This window comes from Sandaracinus amylolyticus, from assembly GCF_021631985.1.
In the GTDB taxonomy this organism is placed as follows: Bacteria; Myxococcota_A; Polyangia; order Polyangiales; family Sandaracinaceae; genus Sandaracinus; species Sandaracinus amylolyticus_A.
The window spans coordinates 10,627,087-10,648,092 of the sequence record NZ_CP070225.1 but is presented as its reverse complement, the minus strand read 5'-3'; the positions used below and the strand labels follow the sequence as shown (position 1 = coordinate 10,648,092).

At 72.6% G+C, this 21,006-nt stretch carries 16 protein-coding genes; 10 read left to right on the top strand and 6 right to left on the bottom strand.

The genetic code is table 11. The features are described 5' to 3' along the window. Nucleotides 1-93 precede the first annotated feature (93 nt). Nucleotides 94-1,578, top strand: coding sequence for an oligosaccharide flippase family protein (locus I5071_RS45245; protein ID WP_236519668.1), 1,485 nt, complete (start codon nt 94-96; stop codon nt 1,576-1,578). A gap of 323 nt (nt 1,579-1,901) precedes the next feature. Here the strand turns inward: I5071_RS45245 and I5071_RS45240 are convergent, their stop codons facing one another. Then, nucleotides 1,902-2,879 (bottom strand): hypothetical protein, encoded by a 978-nt coding sequence (locus tag I5071_RS45240; protein WP_236519666.1) that lies wholly within the window; start codon nt 2,877-2,879, stop codon nt 1,902-1,904. 204 nt (nt 2,880-3,083) lie between these two features. Here I5071_RS45240 and I5071_RS45235 point away from each other — a divergent pair, with 204 nt between their 5' ends. From I5071_RS45235 to I5071_RS45225, 3 genes are all read left to right on the top strand, one after another. Next, nucleotides 3,084-4,268, top strand: coding sequence for a glycosyltransferase family 2 protein (locus I5071_RS45235; protein WP_236519665.1), 1,185 nt, complete (start codon nt 3,084-3,086; stop codon nt 4,266-4,268). Nucleotides 4,269-4,555: 287 nt separating this feature from the next. Next, a complete protein-coding gene (locus I5071_RS45230) occupies nt 4,556-5,485 on the top strand; it encodes an NAD-dependent epimerase/dehydratase family protein (protein WP_236519664.1) in 930 nt (309 codons plus the stop codon). A 56-nt stretch (nt 5,486-5,541) separates the two neighbouring features. Beyond that, nucleotides 5,542-8,094: a hypothetical protein gene (locus I5071_RS45225; RefSeq protein ID WP_236519663.1), complete on the top strand. Its 2,553-nt coding sequence runs from the start codon at nt 5,542-5,544 to the stop codon at nt 8,092-8,094. On the opposite strand, the gene I5071_RS45220 is transcribed toward I5071_RS45225, so the two are convergent. Further along, on the bottom strand, nt 8,091-9,188 hold the full coding sequence (locus I5071_RS45220) for a C45 family autoproteolytic acyltransferase/hydolase (protein ID WP_236519662.1): 1,098 nt from the start codon (nt 9,186-9,188) through the stop codon (nt 8,091-8,093). The genes I5071_RS45225 and I5071_RS45220 overlap by 4 nt on opposite strands. Before the next feature lie 101 nt (nt 9,189-9,289). Here I5071_RS45220 and I5071_RS45215 point away from each other — a divergent pair, with 101 nt between their 5' ends. Next, nucleotides 9,290-9,571, top strand: a complete 282-nt coding sequence (locus tag I5071_RS45215; protein ID WP_236519661.1) for a hypothetical protein — start codon at nt 9,290-9,292, stop codon at nt 9,569-9,571. Between the two features lie 164 nt (nt 9,572-9,735). On the opposite strand, the gene I5071_RS45210 is transcribed toward I5071_RS45215, so the two are convergent. Together I5071_RS45210 and I5071_RS45205 are read right to left on the bottom strand one after the other, a co-directional pair. Beyond that, the gene (locus I5071_RS45210) at nt 9,736-10,698 is read right to left on the bottom strand and encodes a hypothetical protein (protein WP_236519660.1); all 963 of its coding nucleotides are present in this window, start codon (nt 10,696-10,698) and stop codon (nt 9,736-9,738) included. A 97-nt stretch (nt 10,699-10,795) separates the two neighbouring features. After that, nucleotides 10,796-12,673, bottom strand: coding sequence for a hypothetical protein (locus I5071_RS45205; protein ID WP_236519659.1), 1,878 nt, complete (start codon nt 12,671-12,673; stop codon nt 10,796-10,798). 76 nt (nt 12,674-12,749) lie between these two features. On the opposite strand from I5071_RS45205, the gene I5071_RS45200 reads away from it, so the two are divergent. The 4 genes from I5071_RS45200 to I5071_RS45185 all read left to right on the top strand — a co-directional run bounded on the left by I5071_RS45200 (nt 12,750) and on the right by I5071_RS45185 (nt 15,502). Next, entirely contained in the window at nt 12,750-13,217 is a 468-nt protein-coding gene (locus I5071_RS45200; protein ID WP_236519658.1) for a hypothetical protein, read from the top strand. A 114-nt stretch (nt 13,218-13,331) separates the two neighbouring features. Beyond that, on the top strand, nt 13,332-14,495 hold the full coding sequence (locus tag I5071_RS45195) for a hypothetical protein (protein WP_236519657.1): 1,164 nt from the start codon (nt 13,332-13,334) through the stop codon (nt 14,493-14,495). A 39-nt stretch (nt 14,496-14,534) separates the two neighbouring features. Further along, complete coding sequence (locus tag I5071_RS45190) at nt 14,535-14,888, top strand: hypothetical protein (protein ID WP_236519656.1); 354 nt, start codon at nt 14,535-14,537, stop codon at nt 14,886-14,888. Beyond that, the gene (locus I5071_RS45185; RefSeq protein ID WP_236519655.1) at nt 14,888-15,502 is read left to right on the top strand and encodes a GNAT family N-acetyltransferase; all 615 of its coding nucleotides are present in this window, start codon (nt 14,888-14,890) and stop codon (nt 15,500-15,502) included. The genes I5071_RS45190 and I5071_RS45185 overlap by 1 nt, the downstream gene beginning before the upstream one ends. On the opposite strand, the gene I5071_RS45180 is transcribed toward I5071_RS45185, so the two are convergent. Beyond that, a complete protein-coding gene (locus tag I5071_RS45180; RefSeq protein ID WP_236519654.1) occupies nt 15,486-16,496 on the bottom strand; it encodes a phosphatase PAP2 family protein in 1,011 nt (336 codons plus the stop codon). The two genes, I5071_RS45185 and I5071_RS45180, sit on opposite strands and share 17 nt — an antisense overlap. 298 nt (nt 16,497-16,794) lie before the next feature. Beyond that, entirely contained in the window at nt 16,795-18,489 is a 1,695-nt protein-coding gene (locus tag I5071_RS45175) for a hypothetical protein (protein WP_236519653.1), read from the bottom strand. Between the two features lie 77 nt (nt 18,490-18,566). Between I5071_RS45175 and I5071_RS45170 the strand changes: the two genes are divergently transcribed. Then, nucleotides 18,567-21,005, top strand: coding sequence for an ATP-binding protein (locus tag I5071_RS45170; RefSeq protein ID WP_236519652.1), 2,439 nt, complete (start codon nt 18,567-18,569; stop codon nt 21,003-21,005). Nucleotide 21,006: the final 1 nt, after the last annotated feature.

The window sequence follows — 21,006 nt, the reverse complement described above, 5'->3', positions numbered from 1 at the left end:
CCGTTCGCGGCAGGACGGAGCGCGGAACGGGGCGGTCGTGCTACACACGGTGCCCGATATGAGGGTCCGACGAGAGACCGCCTCGGGTGACCGATGAGCCCGCCGGCACAGCCTGCGTCCGCCCTCCCCGACGACGAAACGCCGGCGCCCCCGCCGACCGAGGCGCCCAAGGGCGGAGGCGAGGTCCGCTCGCGCGCGATGCGCGGCTCGGCGTGGACGCTCGTGGGCCACGCCGGCGCGAACCTCACGCGCTTCGCCGCGAACCTGGTGCTCACGCGGCTGCTCTTCCCCGAAGCGTTCGGCGTGATGGCCCTGGTGAACGTGTTCCTGCAGGGCCTGCACATGTTCGCCGACGTCGGGATCGGCATCAGCGTCATCCAGAGCAAGCGCGGCGACGATCCGATCTTCGTGCAGACCGCGTGGACGCTGCAGGCGCTGCGCGGCCTCTACCTGTTCATCGTCGCCGCCGCGATCGGCTATCCGCTCTCGCTGATCTACGGCATCCCTGATCTCGCGTGGATGGTGCCGGTCGCGGGATCGACCGCGCTGATCGAGGGCTTCTCCTCGATGGCGCTGTTCACGCAGAACCGCGCGCTCAACCTCGGGCGCGTCACCGCGACCGAGCTGCTCTCGACCGTCATCGCCGCGGCCGCGATGTGCATCACCGCGTACTACACGCGGTCGGTCGTGAGCCTCCTGGTGAACGGGCTCGTCGCCGCGCTGCTGCGCATGACGTTCAGCCATCTGCTGATCCGCGGCGTGAAGCACCGCTTCGCGTGGGAGCCCGCGGCGCGCAAGGAGATCCTCCAGTTCGGCCGGTGGATCTTCGTGTCGACCGCGGCGACGTTCATCGCGCTGCAGATCGATCGCCTGCTGCTCGGCGGCTTCGTGCCCGAGGAGCAGCTCGGCATCTACTCGGTCGCGCTCGCGCTCGCGCTGATGCCGCGCGAGGTGGTCGGTCAGCTCGCGCAGCGCGTCTACTACCCGCTGGTCGCCGCCGCGCTGCGGGAGCACGAGCACGGCAAGGTCCGCGAGCTGCGCTGGAAGCTCATGGTGCTCCTGATCGTGCCGGTCGCGTGCACGATCGGCGTCGCGGTGCCGCTGATCGAGCTGCTCTACGACGACCGCTACCACGACGCCGGGCCGCTCATGGCGGTCCTGTCGATCGACACCTGGTTCAGCATCCTGCAGATGGGCTACGGGATGATCGCGATGGGCCGCGGCGAGCCGCGCTTCGCGACCTACGGCACGGTCGTGAAGGCGATCGTGTTCGGCGTCGGCTTCCTGCCGGTCTTCCACACCTGGGGCGTGGTCGGCGTGGCCGGCCTCGTGTGCGCGTCGACGCTCGCGCCCTACGCGACGACCGCGTACGCCGCGAGCCAGGTGCGCGCGTCGCGCCTCGGGCTCGACCTGGTGATGAGCGCCGCGGTGATCGGGATCGCGCTCGCGGCGTACACGCTGCACGGCGTGGTCGAGCGCGCGACCGGCGTCTCGCTCGCCGGCATCGTGGTGCTCGCGGCGATCGCGGTCGGTGTGCCCGGTGGCCTGCTGGTGACGAAGCGGGTGCGCCTCTTGTGACCAGCGGCCGAGCTGACCTCGGCCACACCCGACGCTGGCCGCGGCCACACCCGACGCTGACCTCGGCCACACCCGACGCTGGCCTCGGCCACACCCGACGCCGACCTCGGGCACACCCGACGCCGACCTCGGCGACACCCGATGTCGACGATCACTACACCGTTTGAGGACATCACTCATCCACCTGGAATCACAGGACATTCGGGTGCGTGGCCGTGCGAATTCGGGTCGATCGACCTCGCTTTCGTCGCGATCGGCGCGAGATCGTCGGCGATCGCGCTCTGCCTCGGTGCGGCGGCGCGCGATCCGATCGCGTTCCGCGCTCAGTCCTTCGCGCGCTCGCGCCGCCCGCGCATCGCGAGCACCGAGACGATCGCGATCAGGATGCCGAGCGTGGTCGGCGCGCTCGATTGGAGGCCCGACGCAGCGCATCCGCCGCCCTCGGCGTCGCAGTCGCGGCGCGACCAGCGAGGATCGTCCGCGACCAGCGTGCCCACACAGTCGCTCGATCGGACGGCGCGCAGGAAGAGGTCGCGCGAGAGCGTGCTCGCGGGGCCTTCCCACGGGACACAGGTGAGGGTGTCGTCCTCGTGGAGCAGCACCGAGCCGAGCGGGGCATCGTGCGCTCCCCGTCCTGCCGAGGTGGCGTCGACCGGTGCGAGCACGCGCGCGCCGACCTCGGCATCGCGAGAATGGAACGTGTGGATCGTGTCGCCGGGGGCCCAGCCCACGCCGTCGCCATGCACCTGATCGATCCGCACGATCGCGGGCCCGGCGCCGCCGAGATCGACGATCACACCTTCGAGCACGCCGATCGCCGGCACCGGATAAGGCAAGCTCGCAGCGGAGAGCGAGTCGCCGCACACACACGCCGCGTTCGTCGCGCAGTACTCGGGCTGGATCGCGGCGGCCTCGCCGACGCTCAGGCCCGCGGCGGCGAGCCACGCGAGCAGGCGCGCTTCGTCCGCGAGGTCGCGCACGTACGCGTGGTTGCGCTCGCGCGCGATGCGCGCGACGAGGTCGTGCTCGCCGCCGAGCTCGAGCAGGTGCGCCATCGCGCAGCGCGTGCCCTCGGCGTCGACGAAGTACGGCGTGCGAGCCGCGAAGTCGCGGTTGATCGGAAAGCGCGCGGCGCGTCGATAACGCGCGAGCTCGCGCAGCAGCAGCGAGCGCACCAAGCGCGTGAGCGCTGGGAGCGACGACACGTCGCGATCGAGGGCCGCGCGCTCGGCGCGCGCGATGTGCTGCGCGACGCGCGCGCGCTCGGTCAGCGAGCCAGTGAGCTCAGACGGTCCGTACATCGAAACCTCCGACAGCGAGCGCCACGATACAGGAGCGCCCTCGCCCTCGCTCTCGCCCTCGCGCCCGCGCCCTCGCCCGCGCCCTCGCCCTCGCCCTCGCCCTCGCCCTCGCCCTCGCCCTCGCCCGCACCCGCGCGCCCCGGCCCTCGGACCGCCTCGCAATCCTCCCGCGCGCCCGGCCGTCCCGCGGTATCCTCATCCGCCATGTTCTTCACGAGCCTCGGCCTCGCGGGCACCGCGCTCACCCTCCCCGGCACCCTCGAGCTCGCCGCGCTCACGCTCGGCTCGGTGCTCCCACGCGAGCCACGACGCGGCGATCCCGCGCGCTGCGGCAAGCTCGCGGTCGTCGTGCCAGCGCACGACGAAGAGGGCGGCATCGCGACCTGCGTGCGCAGCCTGCTCGCGTGCGAGGCGCCGCCCAACGGCGCGCGCATCGTCGTGATCGCCGACAACTGCTCCGATGCGACCGCAGCCCGCGCGCGCGAGGCCGGCGCCGAGGTGATCGAGCGCCAGGATCGCGAGCGACGCGGCAAGGGCTACGCGCTCGAGATGGCGTTCGCGCACGTGCTCGCCGATCCCGACGTCGAGGCGGTGCTCGTGGTCGACGCCGACACCGAGGTCGCGCCCGGCTTCCTCGTCGCGATGGCCACGGCGTTCGGCGGCGGCGCCGATGGAGTGCAGTCGCGCTACCTCGTCGCGAACCCCGAGGCCGGCCCCAAGGCGCGCCTGATGAACGTCGCGTTCCTCGCGTTCAACGTCGCGCGTCCGCGTGCGCGCGAGCGCTTCGGGCTCTCGGTCGGCATCCTCGGCAACGGCTTCGGCCTGCACCGCCGCGTGCTCGACGTGCTGCCGTACACCGCGCGCTCGGTGGTCGAGGATCTCGAGTACCACCTCATGCTGGTGCGCAAGGGCTTCGCGATCCGCTTCGTCGAAGAGACGTTCGTGCGCGCCGACATGCCGACGAGCGAAGAGGGGATCGACACCCAGCGCGCGCGCTGGGAGGGCGGACGGTTCCGCATGATCCGCGAGCACGTGCCGCCGCTGCTGCGCGAGGTGCTCGCGGGCAATCGCACGATGCTCGAGCCGCTCGGCGAGCTCTTGCTCCTGCCGCTCGCGACGCACGTGGGCACGCTGCTCTGCGTGCTCGTGATCCCGTTCCCGCCGACGCAGCTCTACGCGGCGGGCGCGCTCGGGCTCGTGGGCGCGCACGTGCTCTCGGCGCTCTACGTCGGTGGAGGCACGGCCGAGGACGTCAGCGCGCTCGCGCGCGCGCCGCTCTACGTCGCACAGAAGGCGATGAAGCTGCCCTCGCTGCTCCGCGCGTCGCGCAAGGATCAAGCGTGGGTGCGCACCGCGCGCGATCCCCGCCCCGCCGCGACCGCGGGCTGAGCCCTCGGCGGGACGGTAGGGACCGGCGGGCGAGCCGATTCGAGCCAACGGCGAGAGTGCGCGGACGGTAGGGACATCCGAGCCCCAGCGCGCCATCGCGCCGCATCCACGGCCGCGGTCGCACGCGCGCTCGCGCGTCCCGCCCTCGCCCTCGCCCTCGCCCTCGCCCCCTCACTCGCCCTCGCCCCCGCCCTCGCCCTCGCCCTCGCCCCCTCCCTCGCCCTCGCCCCCGCCCTCGCCCCCCGGGAGTGGCCGTGCGGGCGCGCGTCCTGCTAGCTTCCGCCGCCATGCGAATCCTCATCACCGGCGGCGCGGGCTTCATCGGGAGCCACGTCGCGGATGCGTGCCTCGCCGCGAAGCACGAGGTGCTGATCATCGACGACCTCTCGAGCGGACGCCGCGAGAACGTGCCGAGCGGCGCGAAGCACGTGGAGATCGACATCCGCGACGCGGAGGCGCTCGAAGACGTCGTCAGCACGTTCAAGCCCGACGCGGTGAGCCATCAAGCGGCGCAGGTCAGCGTGTCGGTGAGCACGCGCGAGCCGCAGCGCGATGCGCGCATCAACGTCGAGGGCTCGCTCAACCTGCTCGAGTCGAGCGTGCGCGCGGGCGTGAAGCACGTGGTCTTCGCGAGCACCGGCGGCGCGATCTACGGCGAGATCCCGGAGCCCGAGCGCGCGTCGGTGGGACGCACGCCGATGCCGCTGAGCCCCTACGCGTGCAGCAAGCTCGCGGTCGAGGCCTACCTCAACTACTACCGCCACCAGCACGGCCTGAAGTCGACGATCCTGCGCTACGCGAACGTCTACGGGCCGCGTCAGGATCCCCACGGCGAGGCCGGCGTCGTCGCGATCTTCTCGCAGCGCCTGATCGCGGGTCAGCCGATCCAGGTGAACGCGCGCAAGGAGTCGGGCGATCCCGGGTGCGTGCGCGACTACGTGATGGTCGACGACGTGGTGCGCGCGAACGTGCTCGCGCTCTCCGGCGAGATCGGCGAGACGGTCGTGAACATCGGGACCGGCGTGGCCACGACGACGCTCGATCTCGCGCGCGAGATCGAGAAGGCGCTCGGCGCGAAGACCGATCTCAAGTTCGGGCCGAAGCGCGCGGGCGACGTCGAGCGCTCGGTGCTCGAGCCGTGGAAGGGCCTGGGACAGACGGTCCCGCTCGCCGAGGGGATCCGGCGCACCGCGGCGTGGTTCGCGCAGCGGAAGTGAAGAATCCCATTCCACCCCCCGTGTGATGATCCGCCGTTCCCGGATACCATCCGGGGATGGTCGTCGCTGCATCCGCCATCGGTCCACGTTCGGTCGTCCTCGCGCTCGGCGCGCTGTTGGTGCTGGCGATCGCGGCACCGGGCTGCGGCGGCGGGGACGATCCTCCGGGCGGCGACGCGGGGATGGACGGCGCGGCTCCACGACCCGACGGCGGATCGCTCGACGGAGGACACGTCGATCCACCGGACGCGGCCGACCCCGATGGCGGCGGCGTGGATCCCGACGCGGGCTGCACCGGCACGACGTGCGGCGAGGCGTGCGTCGACCTGCAGAGCGACGTGCGGCACTGCGGCGGCTGCGACGTCGACTGCACGGCGCTGCCCGGCGTCGACGGCGACGCGGTGCAGTGCGTCGAGGGCGCGTGCGTGCTCACGGGTGCATGCGAGCCGGGGCTCGGCGACTGCAGCGACGCGCCGGGCTGCGAGACCGAGCTGACGACCGCCGAGCACTGCGGCGCCTGCGAGACCGTGTGCGCGGAGCCCACGCCGCTCTGCGCGTCGAGCGAGGCCGGCGCGTCGTGCGTGAGCGGCTGCCAGGGCGCGACCCCGACGCGCTGCGACTCGAGCTGCGTCGACACCACGACCGACGAGCTGCACTGCGGCGAGTGCGGCGGGACGTGCCCGGTGCCCGCGAACGGCGCCGCGAGCTGCGTCGACTCGGCGTGCGGCGTCGCGTGCGACGCGGGCTACCACGCGTGCGGGAGCGATCGCTGCGCGGCCGACGACGACACGACCGCGTGCGGCGCGTCGTGCGAGACGTGCGTGGTGCCGCCCAACGCGAGCGCGACGTGCATCGACGGCGGATGCGGCTTCGTGTGCCTCCCGTCGTTCGCGGACTGCGACGGCGAGGCGAGCAACGGCTGCGAGGTCGACACCCGCACCGACGTCGGGCATTGCGGCGCGTGCGACGACGTGTGCACCACGGCGCACGCGACGCCCGCGTGCGTCGACGGCGCGTGCGTGGTGGGCGCCTGCGATCCGCTCTTCGACGACTGCAACACGATGCCCGAGGACGGCTGCGAGGTCGATCTCGGCACGACGGTGAGCGACTGCGGCGCGTGCGGCGACGTGTGCACGGTCGACCACGCGACGCCGGCGTGCATCGGCGGCGCGTGCGCGGTGGGCAGCTGCGACACGAGCTACGGCGACTGCAACGGGCAGCCGGACGACGGATGCGAGGTCGCGCTCCCGACGGCGGTCGAGCACTGCGGCACCTGCGGCAACGCGTGCTCGCTGCCGAACGCGACGCCCTCGTGCGTCGACTCCGCGTGCGCGGTCGCGGGATGCGATCCCGGGTTCGCCGACTGCAACGACTCGCCCGGCGACGGCTGCGAGGTCGACACCCGCAACACGCTCGCGCACTGCGGCGCCTGCGGTGACGTGTGCGAGATCGCGAACGGCAGCGAGGCGTGCGTGAACGGCGTGTGCGCGGTCGCGGCGTGCGATGCGGGGTTCGACGACTGCAACGGGCTGCCCGGCGACGGATGCGAGACGAACGTGCTCTCGACCGTCACGAGCTGCGGCGCGTGCGGCAACGCGTGCAACCTCGCGAACGCGACGGCGATCTGCGTGAACGGCGGGTGCGCGATCGGCGCGTGCGATCCGGGCTGGGACGACTGCAACGGTCTGCCCGGCGACGGATGCGAGACCAGGACGCAGACGTCGGTCGATCACTGCGGCGCGTGCGGCAACGCGTGCGATCTCGCGAACGCGGGCGAGGTCTGCACCAACGGCACGTGCGACGTGGGGAGCTGCATGCCCGGCTTCGACAACTGCGACGGCCAGGCGGCGACCGGCTGCGAGACCCACACGCAGACGTCGACCGCGCACTGCGGGACGTGCGGCTACGCGTGCTCGTCGGTGAACGGGACGTCGTTCTGCTCGAGCGGCACGTGCCAGATCGCGGCGTGCAATCCGGGCTACCAGAGCTGCGACGGGCTCGCGGGCACCGGGTGCGAGACCAACGTGACGAACGATGCGCAGCACTGCGGCGCATGCGGCAACGCGTGCGCGACGACGTGCGTGGGCAACGTGACCGCGACGAGCTGCGCGGGCGGGACGTGTCAGATCGTCGGGTGCGCGCCGGGCTACCAGAACATCGACGGCGTGTGCGCGAACGGCTGCGAGTGCCAGGCCTCGTCGATCAGCCAGTCGTGCGCGACGCCGATGGTGCTCCCCACGCTGCTCATCACCCAGACCACCACGGTCAGCGCGAACCTCGCGGTCGGCGGGACCGAGGCCTGGTACATGGCGCGCTTCGCCACCAACACGAGCCCGAGCTACCACCCGCGCATCCGGTTCACGACGAACCCGAGCGATCAGTTCCGCTTCGACGTGCGCACCAACTGCACCGGCACCGCGACCTCGTGCGGCAACGAGGGCGGCGTGTCGAACGGCTTGACCGACTGGGAGACGTACATGACCGGCCCCCCGGGCTATTACGACGTGATCCCGCCGGTGGGGAACAACGGCTCGGTGCTCGTGCGGGTCTACCGGCGCCCCGGGTTCCCGGTGTCGTGCGCGCAGTTCACGCTGACGATCAGCAACTAGAACCGCAGCTCTTCGGGGTCGACGCCGTGGATGCACCCCGGCGCGGCCCAGATGCGCTGCTCGCTCAGGTTCATGAGCACTCCGGCGCAGGTGAGCATCGCGTGCGGTGCGCGCTCGCTCGCGAGGTGCGTGCACACGCTGCGCGGGTAGCCCTCGTGCGAGCCGAGGCGCGACCAGAGATCACGCGCGCTCTCGATGGTGTGCTCGCGCAGGCTCGCGTCGAGGAACGCGAAGCGCTCGCGCGTGGTGCTCGTGCTCGCGATCGAGCTGACCTTCGCGACCTCGGTGCCGAGGCAGTGGTTCTCGTGATGGAACGCGCCGCCCGGCTTCGACACGTCGAGCTCGGCCCACACCTCGGCGAGGCGGCCCGACGTCTCGATGCCGAACGCGCGCTGCGCATCGGCGACGAGGTAGTGATGTCCGGAGCCGAGCGGCGCGCCGAGCACGACGTCGCGCGCGGCATCGGCGCTGCGCTCGGCGAGGGCGCGACGCACCAGCGCGGGCCACACGAGCCCGACGCGCGCGTCGTGGCTCTTGAGGTTGTTGATCGTCATGCCGACGCCGGCGTCGTTCATGCCGGCCATGCCGAGGCACCCGGTGATCGAGAGAAGCCACGCGGCGGGACGGTCCTGCCACGCGGGCACGTGCAGCATGAGCACGTAGGGCGCGGCCGAGCCGTGCATGTCCCAGGTCTGCCCGAGGATCGCGCCCTCGCGCGTGCCCGCGACGATCGCGCTGCACTCGTCGTCGCGATCGGGATCGGCGCCGCGTCGCTCGCCGCCGAGCACGGTGGTGGGATCGAGATCCTTGAGGTCGGTGTAGTGGTTGAGCACGACGATGCGCGCGGGCGGGAGCGCGGCGCCCTCGGCGATGCCGAGCAGCTCCTGGTGCAGCGCCGGGTCGAAGGCCTCGAGCACCGGGAGGTGTCGCTCGGCGACGGCGAGGAGCTCGGCGTCGCTGCGGAAGAGCCCCTGCTGCTGCGCCAGCTCGCTGCGGATGGCCGCGATCTCCGCGATCTCGCGAGCGAAGGCGCGGCCGTGGGCGACCCCGCGCTCGAAGGGGGTGGCGGCGGCAGGGAGGTGGAACGTGCGCATCGTCACCCGGGCTACCGCGGTCCGCGCGCGGGAGCAAACGTCGCTCTTCTCGTGCCCATCGCGTTCACGTAGGCTCGTAGGTCGCAACACGGACCAACACCATGCTGACGTTCATCCTCATCGTGCTCGGGCTCATCGTCTCCTGTACCGGCTTCGCTCTGATCGGCAGCCGCATCGGCTCGAAGATCGAGGAAAAGAACTTCGGATCGGGCACGGTCGAGACGAGCATCAACGAAGGCATGAGCGCGAGCGTGCTCGGCGGGATGCTCGGGATCGTGCCGTTCCTGCTCTTCGTGGTCGCACTGGTCGTGCTGGTGATCACGAACCCGGCGCATCCGGAGGAGCACGGGTCGTCGTCGGAGAGCTCGGAAGCGGCGCACTGATCGGTCGGGTGCCTGCGCGCCGGGACGGCCGAGCACGCGCAGGTGGCACGTGGACGAGCAGGTCGGACGAGCACGTGCACGAGCACGGTCCGGCCTGCTCCGCGCAGTCGGCGTGGCCGATCGATGAGGGCGTCCCGCAGGCGCGCTGAATCGGCGGCTTCGACCTACTCCCGAACCCCAGCTCGCGGATCCGCCGAGACCACCTCCCAGGCGATCTCCTGCATGATCCGAGCGACCGAAGCCGAGGGCCCGCCCTGCACCGGCGCGCCGTACCGATCGACGACCCGCTCGCTCAGCCCCACCGGGCTCATCCGGTAGATCGTCGCGAAGTGCACGCACGCGACGAAGTAGAAGAGCGCGGGCGTCGGGTGGATGTCGTCGACGAAGAGATCCTGCGCGCTGTCGTAGCCCGGCACCTGCCCCGCGGTGATGCGATCCACCAGCCGCGCGAGCGCGGTGCCCGCCGGGATCATCTGCATGTCCGGCCCCGAGCGCGTCGCGTTCACGCCGTCGACGATCTGCTCCCACAGCGCGCGATCCGACGTCAGCCGCGCGCGGAAGTCGGAGAGCGTCACCTGGTGCCAGGTCTCGTAGAGATACACGCGCGTGCCCGGCCGCGACTGCTGCGCGAGGTCGTAGTAGTTGCCCGCGTACTGCACGCTGTTCGCGAACTCGATCTGCGTCTCGAGCGGGATCGCCTCGGTGACGACGAGCACGTCGAAGCGGCCCGTCGGGAGCATCTCGCGCGCGTTCACGCCCTCGGGCGCGCCGCGATCCCACTGCCACTGCAGGTTCGCGCCGATGCCGAGCTGCAGGTCCCACGCGTGCGTGCGCTCCGCGTCGTCGGCGAGCGACTCGAGGATCGGAGGCATGCCCCAGCCGATCAGCGAGTGACCGACGAACATCACGTTCGCTTCGGCGAGCGGATCGCCCGGCGGCGGCGGCTCGACCGGCGGGCTCCCTCCGTCGACCGGGCCCGGTCCGATCGACGCGTCGGTCGCCGGATCGGTCGGGTCGCCGGGATCGGTTGGATCGGGCGCGCTGCCGCTCAGCGTGCCCGAGCACGCGGCCAGGAAGAGCGGCGCGAGCAGCAGCGCCGAGCGGAGGCGAAGGGCGTCTCGAGGCATACGACCGAGCTCGTGGCGTCTGGTCCCGGGGTCCTCTTCGATGTGACCACGAGAACGAAAGCGAAGTCGATAGCACACCTGTCGCCTTGGTGACTACTCACGGCGTGTCGTCGCTCGCGCGCGCGCCGCTGCGGAGCGCAGGCAGCGGGCGCTGGTAGAGTTCCTCCCAGAGCGTGCGTGCCTCGCGCTGGACGTCGTCGTCGGCGCGCGCGGTGATCGCCGCGTGGATGCGCGCGGCCTCCGCACGATCGATGCGGCGCGCGACGACGAGCGGGCCGTGCGTGATCGCGAGACGATCGGCGAGCCCCTCGAGAATCACCAGCGCGGCGTGGCACTCCGCGGTGCCCCAGAGCCGCCGATCGAACACGTGACGCAGGAGCAACGCGAGGTTCGCGCGCACCAGCGTCGCGTCGCGCGCGAGCTCGCTGAGGTACGCGCTGAGCTCGGCGTTCGAGCGCTCCGCGAGCAGGTTCACGACGTCGCCCATGCGCAGCGGGCCCACCATCGCCTCGAGCCGCGGCGAGAGCGTGCCGAGCGTGCCCATGAGGTAGTCGAGCCGGTGCTGGACCTCGTGTCGCTCGATCGACGCGAGGAAGCGCGCTTCGATCGCGCGGTAGGTGCGCTGGTGCCCTTCGTCCTCGAGCGACGTCGTGAGCGCCTCGAGCTCGCGCCGCTCGTGTGCGGCGAGCGCGCTCGTCAGCGCGGCGTAGGGCTCGAGGTCGAGCACGTAGCCGTCGGGCTCGCGCAGCACGATGCCGCGCTCGGAGAGACGCTCCGACCACGCGACGAAGAGCGCGTGACGTCGCGCGAAGATCGCGCCGAGCTCGGTCGCGCTCGCGCCGTCTCCACCGAGCCATCGCGGCGCTTCGTCGCGCACGCCCATCGCGGCGACGCGCGCGGTCTCGTCGCGCAGCGCGAGATCGTCGTCGCCCGCGAGCGCGAGCACACCGTCCGACGCGAGCGCAGGGACGATCGCCTGCACCAGGTGCTCCTCGACGCGCTCGCCGAGCACCAGCGCATCGCGCACCTGGGGGCGCGTGAAGCCGAGCACGGCGCGCGCGAAGTTGAGGCGATCGAGACGACGCAGGCGCAGCGCGCGCACGGTGCGTCCTTCGGCCTCGTAGATCGCGACGTTCTCGACGGTGAACGACGAGAGGTACACCCGGCTCGCGCCGGTCGCGCGCTCGGTGAGCACCTCCGCGTCGACGTAATACGCGAGCCCTTCGCCCTGGATCGCGGCGTCGAGCGCGTCGACCGAGCGCACGTGGCTCTCCGCGGCGTGACGATCGACGCCGCCTTCGACCACCGCGATCGACTGGGTGAGCACCGCGTCGAGGAACGAGACGGTGTCGGCGCCGAGCGCACCGCGTGCGGCGCGCAGCATCTCCTCGCGCTCGGCGTCGACCGCGGCGCGCGCATTCGGATCGCGGGATGCGCGCCATCGATCGAGCGCGATCGTGAACGCGGGCAGTCGCGCCTCGAACACCGCGCGCTGCGCGGCGGTGCCGGGATCGGGGCGGCCTCCTTCGACGTACGCGCCGCGCGAGGGCGGGAGCGCTTCGCTCAGCGCGGCGTAGGGATCGTGGGGCCAGAGCCACCACGCCGCGATCGCGATCGGCATCGCGAGCATGACGATGCCGACGATCAGCGCGCGCGCCGTGCTCGGGCGCTCGCGCTCGGGGCGCGCGGCGCGGGCCTCGTCGAACGCGGCGCGCACCGCGGCGACCTCATCGCCGGGCGGAGGCTCGCGACCGATCACCGCGAGGTACGCGAGGCGATGCACGTGCGCCTCGTCGCCGCCGTGTCGGGTCACGAAGATCGCGTCGGACACCGCGCGCGTGACGCGCGTGCGCACCGGACCGCGCAGCGCGACGGGCACCCGACGGTACGCCGCGACGCGCGCATCGCGGATCGCCGAAGGGTCCTCGGTGGTGGCGATGGCGGCGAGCACCGCGAGCACGTGAGCCTGGAGCACGGGATCGCGTCTACCTCCGCGAGACCGACCTGGACAAGCGCCGCGCGTGCGCGCGATGCTGCCCCTCGGAAAAATCATGACCGACTCGTCGCAGCAGACCGAGCAAGAACGCGATCTCGCCGAGCTGCAGGTGCGCGGCACGACCAAAGCGGCGGCTGCGGTGGGCGGGATGTCGGGCGCGATCGCCGTGCTCACCGGCCTGCAGTTCACGACGAGCGCCTCGTTCCACGAGCCGCTCTACAACGTCGTGCCGTGGGCGCTCAGCGGGCTCGGCGCGGTGCAGCTCGGGCTCTCGCTGATGGTGCTGCGCAATCACTTCCCCGCGAACGTCGCGGCGAGCGTGCTCGGTGTGATGGTCGCGTGCGTGGCGCTGGGATGGGCGGTGCTCGCGTCGACGTCGGGGTTCGTCACGGCGTTCACGCTGCTCGAGGTGCCGCTCGCGGGGAGCGCCGCGATCCTCGCGCCGCTCGCGCTCGGCGCGACCCGTCGCGCGTGGCAGGCGAAGAAGCGCCTGTCGGACGCGGGGCTCGAGCTCGGTTTCTGAGTGAGCTGGAGTGCTCGCTGGCGAAGGGCCCGCACGGGAGCGTGCGGAGCACGCGGACGGGAGGACCCCGGAGCTGGCGAGCCGGTTTTTGAACGGTCGTTCAAGGAGGCAGCCGTGTCGCTTCGGTCGTCGTCGATCTCACTCGCGCTCGTCGCGCTCGCGCTCGTGTCGTGCTCGTCCGAGGAGGACGCGCCGCGCTGCGCGGCCGAGGACGCCACGCGTTGTCTGGTGAACCAGCAGGGCTGCACGCTCGGCGACGACGGAGCCGCGGCGTGCGTGCCGTGCACGTCGGGCACCCGCGCGGACGCCGAGGGGATCTGCGCGCCGATCCCCGGGGCCGCGCGCACGCACGACTTCGACGAGGTGGTGTCCGAGCCCGGCGAAGAGCTCTCCGGCCTGTGCCGCAGCTGGACGCTCGACAACGACGAAGAGCTCTGGGTGCACGCGGTCGAGCTCGAGCAGGACGAGGCCTCGCACCACTCGAACTGGACCTTCGTGCCCGACTCGCTCTTCGTCGGGCCCGACGGCGTCTGGCCCTGCGCGGAGCGCGACTATCACCAGCTCCAGGCCGCCGTCGCGGGTGGCGTGCTCTACGCGCAGTCGACGCAGGCCGCGCGCGAGGTGCAGCTCTTCCCCGAGGGCGCCGCGGTGCGCATCCCGCCGCGCTCGCGGATCATCAGCGACGTCCACGTGCTCAACGCGACGCCGGAGACGGTGCGCGGCCACGCGCGCCTGTCGATCTACTCGATCCCGCGCGAGGACGTGACGATCGTCCTGACGCCGTTCCACATCGACTATCACGCGCTCACGATCCCGCCGCGCGCGACGTCGCGCTTCGTGACGACGTGCGATCTCGCGAGCGACTTCGAGGCGGCGACCGAACAGCCGTTCCACATCCGTCTCTTCTATTCGCTGCCGCACACGCACGCGCTCGGAACGCGCGTGTTCCTGCAGGCGGTGGGCGGACCGCGCGACGGCGAGATGCTGCTCGACGTGCGCGGCTACAACGGCGAGGCGCGCGGGCTGCTCTACGAGCCGCCGCTCGATCTCGCGGGGCTCACCGGGCTGCGCTTCGGGTGCGAGTTCGAGAACCCGCGCGCCGAGGAGGTCGGCTGGGGCATCGGCGATCAGGAGATGTGCGAGATGCTCGGCTTCATCGAGAGCCCGGCCGCGTTCGAGAGCCGGGTGGAGGAGACGACGTCGATGCGCATGGACGGCGACGTGCAGGAGTTCTCCGGCGAGTGCGGCAATTTCGTGATCCCTTGGGAGGGCCGGTAGTCGACGTCGGGCGCAGTGGACCTCAGGATCGATCGCGGGATGTCCGAGCCGTTCTGGAAGGCGCTCGTCGATCGACTGAAGGACGAGGAGCGCGAGACGCACCTCGATCCGATCCGCCGCGAGGTCGAGTGGCGCAATCCGCGCGCGACCGTCGAGCGCGAGCTGCTCGAGGAGATCGCGGGCGCGCTGGGGCGCTCCGAGCAGCGGGTGCACGACGCGATCGCGAAGGTGCACGCGCTGCTCGATCACGCCGACGACGAGCTCTTCGAGAGCGCGCGGCGTGAGGCGGTGCGCCTCAAGCGCGATCTCTCGATCCATCGCGAGGCGCTGCGCTTCCCGCGCGACCCCGACTTCGATCGTCACTATCCGATCCCGCCGGCGCGACGGCGCTGATGCGCGCGACCTTCGAGCGCGACGGGCTGCGGTACCGGCCGTGGGGCGCGCGCGATCTCGATGCGCTCGCGGCGCTGGTGACCGATCCCGTGATCATGGCGCGCGTCGGTGGCGCGCTGCGCACCGACGAGGTCGCGGGGCTGCTCGATCGTTATCGACGTCCCGACGATCCGCGGGTGCTCGCGGCGCTCTGCATCGAGGACGAAGCGGGCGCGCCGATCGGCAGCGGGCTCGTCACCCGCGAGGACGACGCGCTCGAGATCGGGTTCCTGGTGCGTCGAGAGCACCAAGGGCGCGGTCACGGGACGCGCATCGCGCGCGCGCTGGTCGAGCTCGCGCAGACACGGAGCGAGCTCGTGATCGCGCGCGTGGCGATCGATCACGCGGCGTCGATCCGCGTCCTCGAGAAGGCCGGGCTGCGCGTGGCATCGCGCACGCCCGACCATCTCGTGATGGAGAGAAGAACCTCCCCCGATTCGCAAGCGGGGCTGGGGCCCCGCGCGCAGCCGCGGAGCGGCGAAGCGTCGCGGGAGGGGGACCCGCCGGGATTCACTCCCGGCGGGGGAGGGGCTGGCGACAGCCCCTCGGAAAGCCAGCTCAGAAGGTTCCGCTGATCTGCGCGCCGAGCGTGATGCCGCTGCGGCTCGTCGCGCCCGCCATCGGGCCGGTGCCGCCCTCGTCGTCGCCCATGCCGAACATCGGCGTGACCGACCACGTGACGCCGTACGTCGGCGGGGGCACCTCGAGGCCGAGCGCTTCTTCTTCCGCGATCGCCTCCTGCTCGATCTCGCGCGCGACGCGCGATCGCTTGGGCACGACCGCCAAGGGCACGAGATAGCCGATCAGACCGCCCAGGACCGCGCCGACGAGCACGTCGGAGAGATAGTGCGCGTCGGCGACCACGCGGAGCGTTCCGACGAGCGCCGCGGCGGTGAGCGCGGAGCCGCACGCGACCGCGTCGGCCATCGGATCGTCGTAGAGGTTGCGCTCGAGGTGCATCGCGCACGAGAACGCCGCCGACGTGAACGCGACGCCGGTGTGGAGGCTGAAGAAGCTGTGGTACGCGTCCGCGCTGCCACAGCCGGGCGCATTGGGGTTCGCCGCGCACTCCTGCTCGAAGGGGCGCGCGCGGCTCGTGACGCGCTTCACGATGCTGCCCGCGGTGAGCATCGTGCCGAGCGCGAGCGAGTACGCGAACGACGCCTGCCACGCGAGATCGGGATCGCCCTGCACCAGCGGGATCAGCAGCGAGTCGATCAGCAGGGCGTTCGCCATGAGGCCGACCATCATGAGGTCGCTGGCGCGGCGCGCGAAGCCTTGGCCCTCGGGGGTCGGCGCGCGCATCGCATCGCGGAAGTCGTCGTCGAGCAACATGCCGCCGCGCCACACGCTCGACGTGTCCGCCGGCGCATCGCTGGGCGAGAAGAAGAGACCGACACCGAGCCCCAGCATCGCCGTGCCCGCGCCCGCCCACACACCCGCGACGTCGCTCACCGGCGTGCGGCCGTTCGAGGGTCCTTCCTCCTCCTGCGAGTCCGTGGACTGCGCGGAGCACTCGCTCGCGGGCCAGAGACTCACGATCGCAAAGGCGGCGACGATGGCCGCCATGAAGGCCCGGGAACGGTGCAGCGTCATCAACCCTCGGTTGCTCGGGCCGCAACGAGCGCGGCAGGCGGAGCGTTCTGCGAGGCATGACGGAGCGAGGCCAGCTCTGGATTTCGCAATCTCCGCGCGTTTCCGGTGCTCTCCTGCTCGTCCGCGTGGGAGGAGATGTCGTAGGGAGCACGTCTCGGTGCGGACCGATCGCGCATCTCACGACGCGAAATCGCGAGAGATCGCACGCGCGCTCGAACGCTCGTGCACGTGCCCGGGTCGCTGACGCCGAGCACGTGCGCGGGTTACGCGATCACCGCGATCGACGCGCGACCTGGATGCCCGACGCGAGCCACACGTCGTGCTCGCCGACCCAGAGGTTGCCCGGGAAGAACGCGCTCACCGCGTGGAAGCGCGCGAGCAGCGCCGCGTCGCCCGAGGCCGCCACCACGGGCTCCGAGGAGTCGAAGCTGCTCGCCCAGATCGTGTCGCCGTGCGCGACGAGATCGCCGAAGCCCCACGTCTCGCTGACCGTCGCGCGCGACCACGCGGACCCGTCGAAGTGGAAGAGCACGCCCGCGCCCGGCGCGCGCGCGTTCGGTCGCTCGACGCCGATGGCCCAGAGATCGTCCTCGCTCGTCCCCGCGACGTCGTCGATGCCGAGCTGCAGCGTGGGATCCGAGGGCTCGGGCTCGAGCACGACCGACCACTCGCCGTCGTGACGGAGCACGAGCGAGCGCCCGTCGACCTCGGCGACGAAGAACGCGACGTCCGGCGCGACCGCGTGCACGCGCGAGACGTAGCCGTCGCTCCCGAGGATCGCGGGCCGCGCGACTTCGTTCAGGCGCTCGCCGTCCCAGTGGAGCAGCGGGTCGGCCACGATCCACACGCTGCGCGCGCTCGCACCGGAGATGTCGGAGAACCCACCGCTCGCGAGCTCGATCCACGCGGTGCCGTCGTAGCGCTCGAGCGCTCCGTCGCGCACGCGCCACACGCTCTCCGGCCCGGCGCCCCACGCGAGGCTGCTCTCGCCGGCGAAGAACGCGGGCGGGAGCGCGCCCCAACGCTCCGCGGGCGCGCGCTCGAGCGTGCGCACCGTGCGCGGCGGCGAGGCACCGTCGTAGCGCAGCACCTGACCGTAGAGCCCGAGACAGAACGCTTCGTCGCCGACGCGCACCGCGCCGCTGAATCCACAGCCGAGCGCGGGCGGCGTCGACACGACGCCGGTGTGCGCGGCGAACAGCGCGTCGTCGCTCGTGGGCGCAGCGCCGTCGCGGCCCGGCCACGCGAGCAGGTCGAGCGACGCGCGCGCGATCGGCGCCCACGCGACGCCATCGAAGCGCCGCACCTCGGAGCGGCCGACGACCACGACCTCTCCACCGACGACCGCGAGGCGATGGGAGAGCGCGTCGAAGCTCGGCCCGACCTGCGCCCAGCCCGTCCCGTCGTGGCGGAGCACGCCGCTCACCTCGGCGCCCTGCATCCCGAGCATCCACACCTCGCCGGGCGCGATCGCGAGCAGGTCGAACACGAGCGCGTCCTCGAGCGAGCGGTCGCGCCAGCGCTCGCCGTCGAAGTGCTCGATGCGCGCGCCGTCGGCGATCCACGCGTCGGCCCCGGAGGTCGCGGCGACGAGACGCGCGCCGCGCTCGTCGCGCGCGCTCGACCAGCGCGAGCCGTCGAAGCGCCACACCTCGTCGACGCTGGCGACCCACGCGGCGCCGTCGCTCGTGACCGAGACGTCGAGCAGATCGTCGCGGGTCGCGAGGTCGTGCTCGCGCCATCCCTCACCGGTCCACTCGATCACGGTGCCCTGCTCGCCCACCGCGATCACCGACGACGGCGAGACACCGTCGATCGCGTTGAGGTCCGCGCCCTCGACCCAGCACCAGTCCGCGCACTCGCCGAGCTCACCGGGATCGGGGCGTGGCTCGGGCGCGCGATCGCTGGCGCCGTGACAGCCCACGATCAGGAGAACCGAAGAGAACCAAGCATGTCGAAGCTGCATGGGAACGAGCGTGCGCGGAACGCTCTTAACCGTCGACTTAAGCGGCGCGCGAATCACCATGCGGTACAAAGGTCTCGATGGGCCGCGATCGCAGCATCCCGGTCGGCGGGCCGCTCACCGAGCTGGTGGGGCGCGACGCCGAGCGCGCGCTCCTCGAGGCGAGCCTGCGCGGCAGCGCTCGTCGGCTGGTCACGGTCCGGGGCGTCGCGGGCGTCGGCAAGACGTGCCTGGTGCGTCACCACGTCGCGGGCCTGACGGGGGTCGTGCTCTGCGATGTCACGCCAGCCCGCGACACGCGCGCGCTGTGCGCGGCGGTCGCGCGCGCGCTCGGCACGCGCGGTGGTGCGAGCGTTCCCGCGCTCGGCGCGACGCTCGCGGAGCGCGGCGCGACGCTGCTGGTGCTCGATGGTGCGGAGCGGGTCGCCGCTCGGCTCCCGCGTGTCTTGGCAACCTGGCTCGAGCGGGCGCCCGCGCTCCGAGTGATCGTCACGTCGCAGGTGCGCCTCGATCTGCCGGGCGAACGAGTGATCGTGCTCGAGCCGCTCGCGCCCCACGACGCGGCGGCGGTGCTCCGAGCGCGCGCGCACGACGCGCGAGGTCGCGCGCTGCCCGACGATGCCGACACCGAGCGCGCGATCGACACGATCGTGCGGGCCCTCGACGGGATCCCCGCCGACCTCGAGCGCGCCGCGGCGCGGACGGTCGCGCTCACGCCGGTCGAGCTCGCGGCGCGGCTCGACGCGCTGATCGGCGCCGACGATCGACATCGGCTCGAGCTCGCGAGCCCGGAGGCGCGTCGCGCGCTCGAGGCGTGCTCGCTCTTCGAGGGCGAGCTCACCCTCGACGCAGCCGAGGCGGTCCGGAGCGGATGGCGCTCGAGCGCGATCACGCTGCAGGAGCTCTGCGATCGATCGCTGGTGCGGGCGCGCGATGACGCGTCGTTCGCGCTCTACGCGTCGGTGCGGCGCGATGCGCGCGCGAGGCTCGCGTCGCGCCCGAGCGCAGACGACGTGCGCGCGCGGTTCGTGCGAGGCGTGCTCGCGCTCGCGTCGGGCGCGGATGCGGACCTCGATGCGCCGGGCTCGATCGCGACGCTCGCGCGGCACCGCGGCGATCTCGAGCGCATCGCGCGCGACGGCACCGACGCCGAGACGTGCGCGCGCGCGGTGCTCCCGCTCGCGTCGCTCGCGGCGATGCAGGGCGGGCTCGAGGGCACGTGGGCGCTGCTCGACGACGTGCTGGCCCACGAGCGCGCGCTCGACGACGCGCTGCACGCGCGTCTGCGCCATGCCCGAGCGCGGCTCGCGCGCAGGATGGGACGACCGCGCGACGCGCTGGCGGACTTCGAGCGCGCGTCGGTGCTCGCCGGAGCGAGCGCTCTCGCGCCGCGCATCGCGAGCGACTGGGCCGGCCTGATGCGGCACCTCGGCCGCCGCGACGAGGCGGACGCGCTCTACCAGCGCGCGCTCGACGACTACACGGCGCGTGGTGACACGCGCGGTCGTGGCCGCACGCTCGCGGCGCTCGCGACGATGACCCACGAGCGCGGCGACCTCGAGAGAGCGCGCGCGCTCTACGAAGAAGCGGTCGGTGCGCTGGCGGGCGCGGGAGATCGGCTCGCGCTCGCGATGGCGCGACAGAACCTCGGCCTGCTCGAGCAGGAGTCGGGTGATCTCGACGCCGCGGAGCAGACCTTCCGCCGCGCGCTCGAGGTGCATCGCGCCCTCGGGAACCGGCGCTTCGAGGCGATCTCGGAGCTCGATCTCGCGTGCCTGGAGCTGGAGCGAGGCCGTCCCCACGAAGCGCTCGAGGGCCTCTCTCGCGCACAGGCGATCGCACGGGCATCGGGCGATCGACGCGAGCAGGGCATCGCGGCGGCGACGAGCGGCGCGTGCCACGCGATGGTGGGCGCGCTCGCCGCGGCCGAGCGCGCGTTCGCGATCGCGCGGCGCGATCTGCGCGACCTCGACGAGCCCGCGCTACGGCTCGCCCTCGAGGTGCACGAGATGCACCTCGAGCTCGCGGAGGCGGATCGCGCGCGGCTCGCCCGCGACGTGCGGCGCAGCGCGGAGCTCGTCGCGTCGATCGATGCGCGCATCGAGGAGGCGGAGCGCGCTCGCGACAGCGGCGACGAGCTGCGGTTCGCCCTGCGCGTGCTCCGCGCCGAGCGCACGCGCTGGGTCACACGCGCACGCAGCGCGACGGTCGCGCGCGACGGCACGTGGTTCACGCCGCCCGGTCATGCGCCGGTCAGCCTCACGAGCCGACCGGTGCTCGCGGCGATCCTGCGCGCGCTGGTGGCGCAGCACCTCCGCCGGCCGGACGCACCGCTCGCGAACGACGCGGTGGTGCGCGCGGGCTGGCCCGTCGAGCGGACCCTCACCCGCGCGAGCCGCAACCGGCTGCACGTCGCGATCGCGACGCTGCGCCGGCTCGGCCTCGATGCGCACCTCGTCTCGCAGGGCGAGGGATACCTGCTCGAGCGCGTGGCCGTGCACGACCCCGCGCTCGAGTGAT

Bases quoted from the DNA above. Each gene is read 5' to 3' on its own strand.
- I5071_RS45215 (WP_236519661.1), top strand. From the start codon at position 9,290: ATGCTGACGTTCATCCTCATCGTGCTCGGGCTCATCGTCTCCTGTACC.
- I5071_RS45170 (WP_236519652.1), top strand. From the start codon at position 18,567: ATGGGCCGCGATCGCAGCATCCCGGTCGGCGGGCCGCTCACCGAGCTG.
- I5071_RS45220 (WP_236519662.1), bottom strand. From the start codon at position 9,188: ATGCGCACGTTCCACCTCCCTGCCGCCGCCACCCCCTTCGAGCGCGGG.
- I5071_RS45190 (WP_236519656.1), top strand. From the start codon at position 14,535: ATGTCCGAGCCGTTCTGGAAGGCGCTCGTCGATCGACTGAAGGACGAG.
- I5071_RS45175 (WP_236519653.1), bottom strand. From the start codon at position 18,489: ATGCAGCTTCGACATGCTTGGTTCTCTTCGGTTCTCCTGATCGTGGGC.
- I5071_RS45245 (WP_236519668.1), top strand. From the start codon at position 94: ATGAGCCCGCCGGCACAGCCTGCGTCCGCCCTCCCCGACGACGAAACG.
- I5071_RS45210 (WP_236519660.1), bottom strand. From the start codon at position 10,698: ATGCCTCGAGACGCCCTTCGCCTCCGCTCGGCGCTGCTGCTCGCGCCG.
- I5071_RS45240 (WP_236519666.1), bottom strand. From the start codon at position 2,879: ATGTACGGACCGTCTGAGCTCACTGGCTCGCTGACCGAGCGCGCGCGC.
- I5071_RS45200 (WP_236519658.1), top strand. From the start codon at position 12,750: ATGACCGACTCGTCGCAGCAGACCGAGCAAGAACGCGATCTCGCCGAG.
- I5071_RS45235 (WP_236519665.1), top strand. From the start codon at position 3,084: ATGTTCTTCACGAGCCTCGGCCTCGCGGGCACCGCGCTCACCCTCCCC.
- I5071_RS45225 (WP_236519663.1), top strand. From the start codon at position 5,542: ATGGTCGTCGCTGCATCCGCCATCGGTCCACGTTCGGTCGTCCTCGCG.
- I5071_RS45230 (WP_236519664.1), top strand. From the start codon at position 4,556: ATGCGAATCCTCATCACCGGCGGCGCGGGCTTCATCGGGAGCCACGTC.
- I5071_RS45180 (WP_236519654.1), bottom strand. From the start codon at position 16,496: ATGGCGGCCATCGTCGCCGCCTTTGCGATCGTGAGTCTCTGGCCCGCG.
- I5071_RS45185 (WP_236519655.1), top strand. From the start codon at position 14,888: ATGCGCGCGACCTTCGAGCGCGACGGGCTGCGGTACCGGCCGTGGGGC.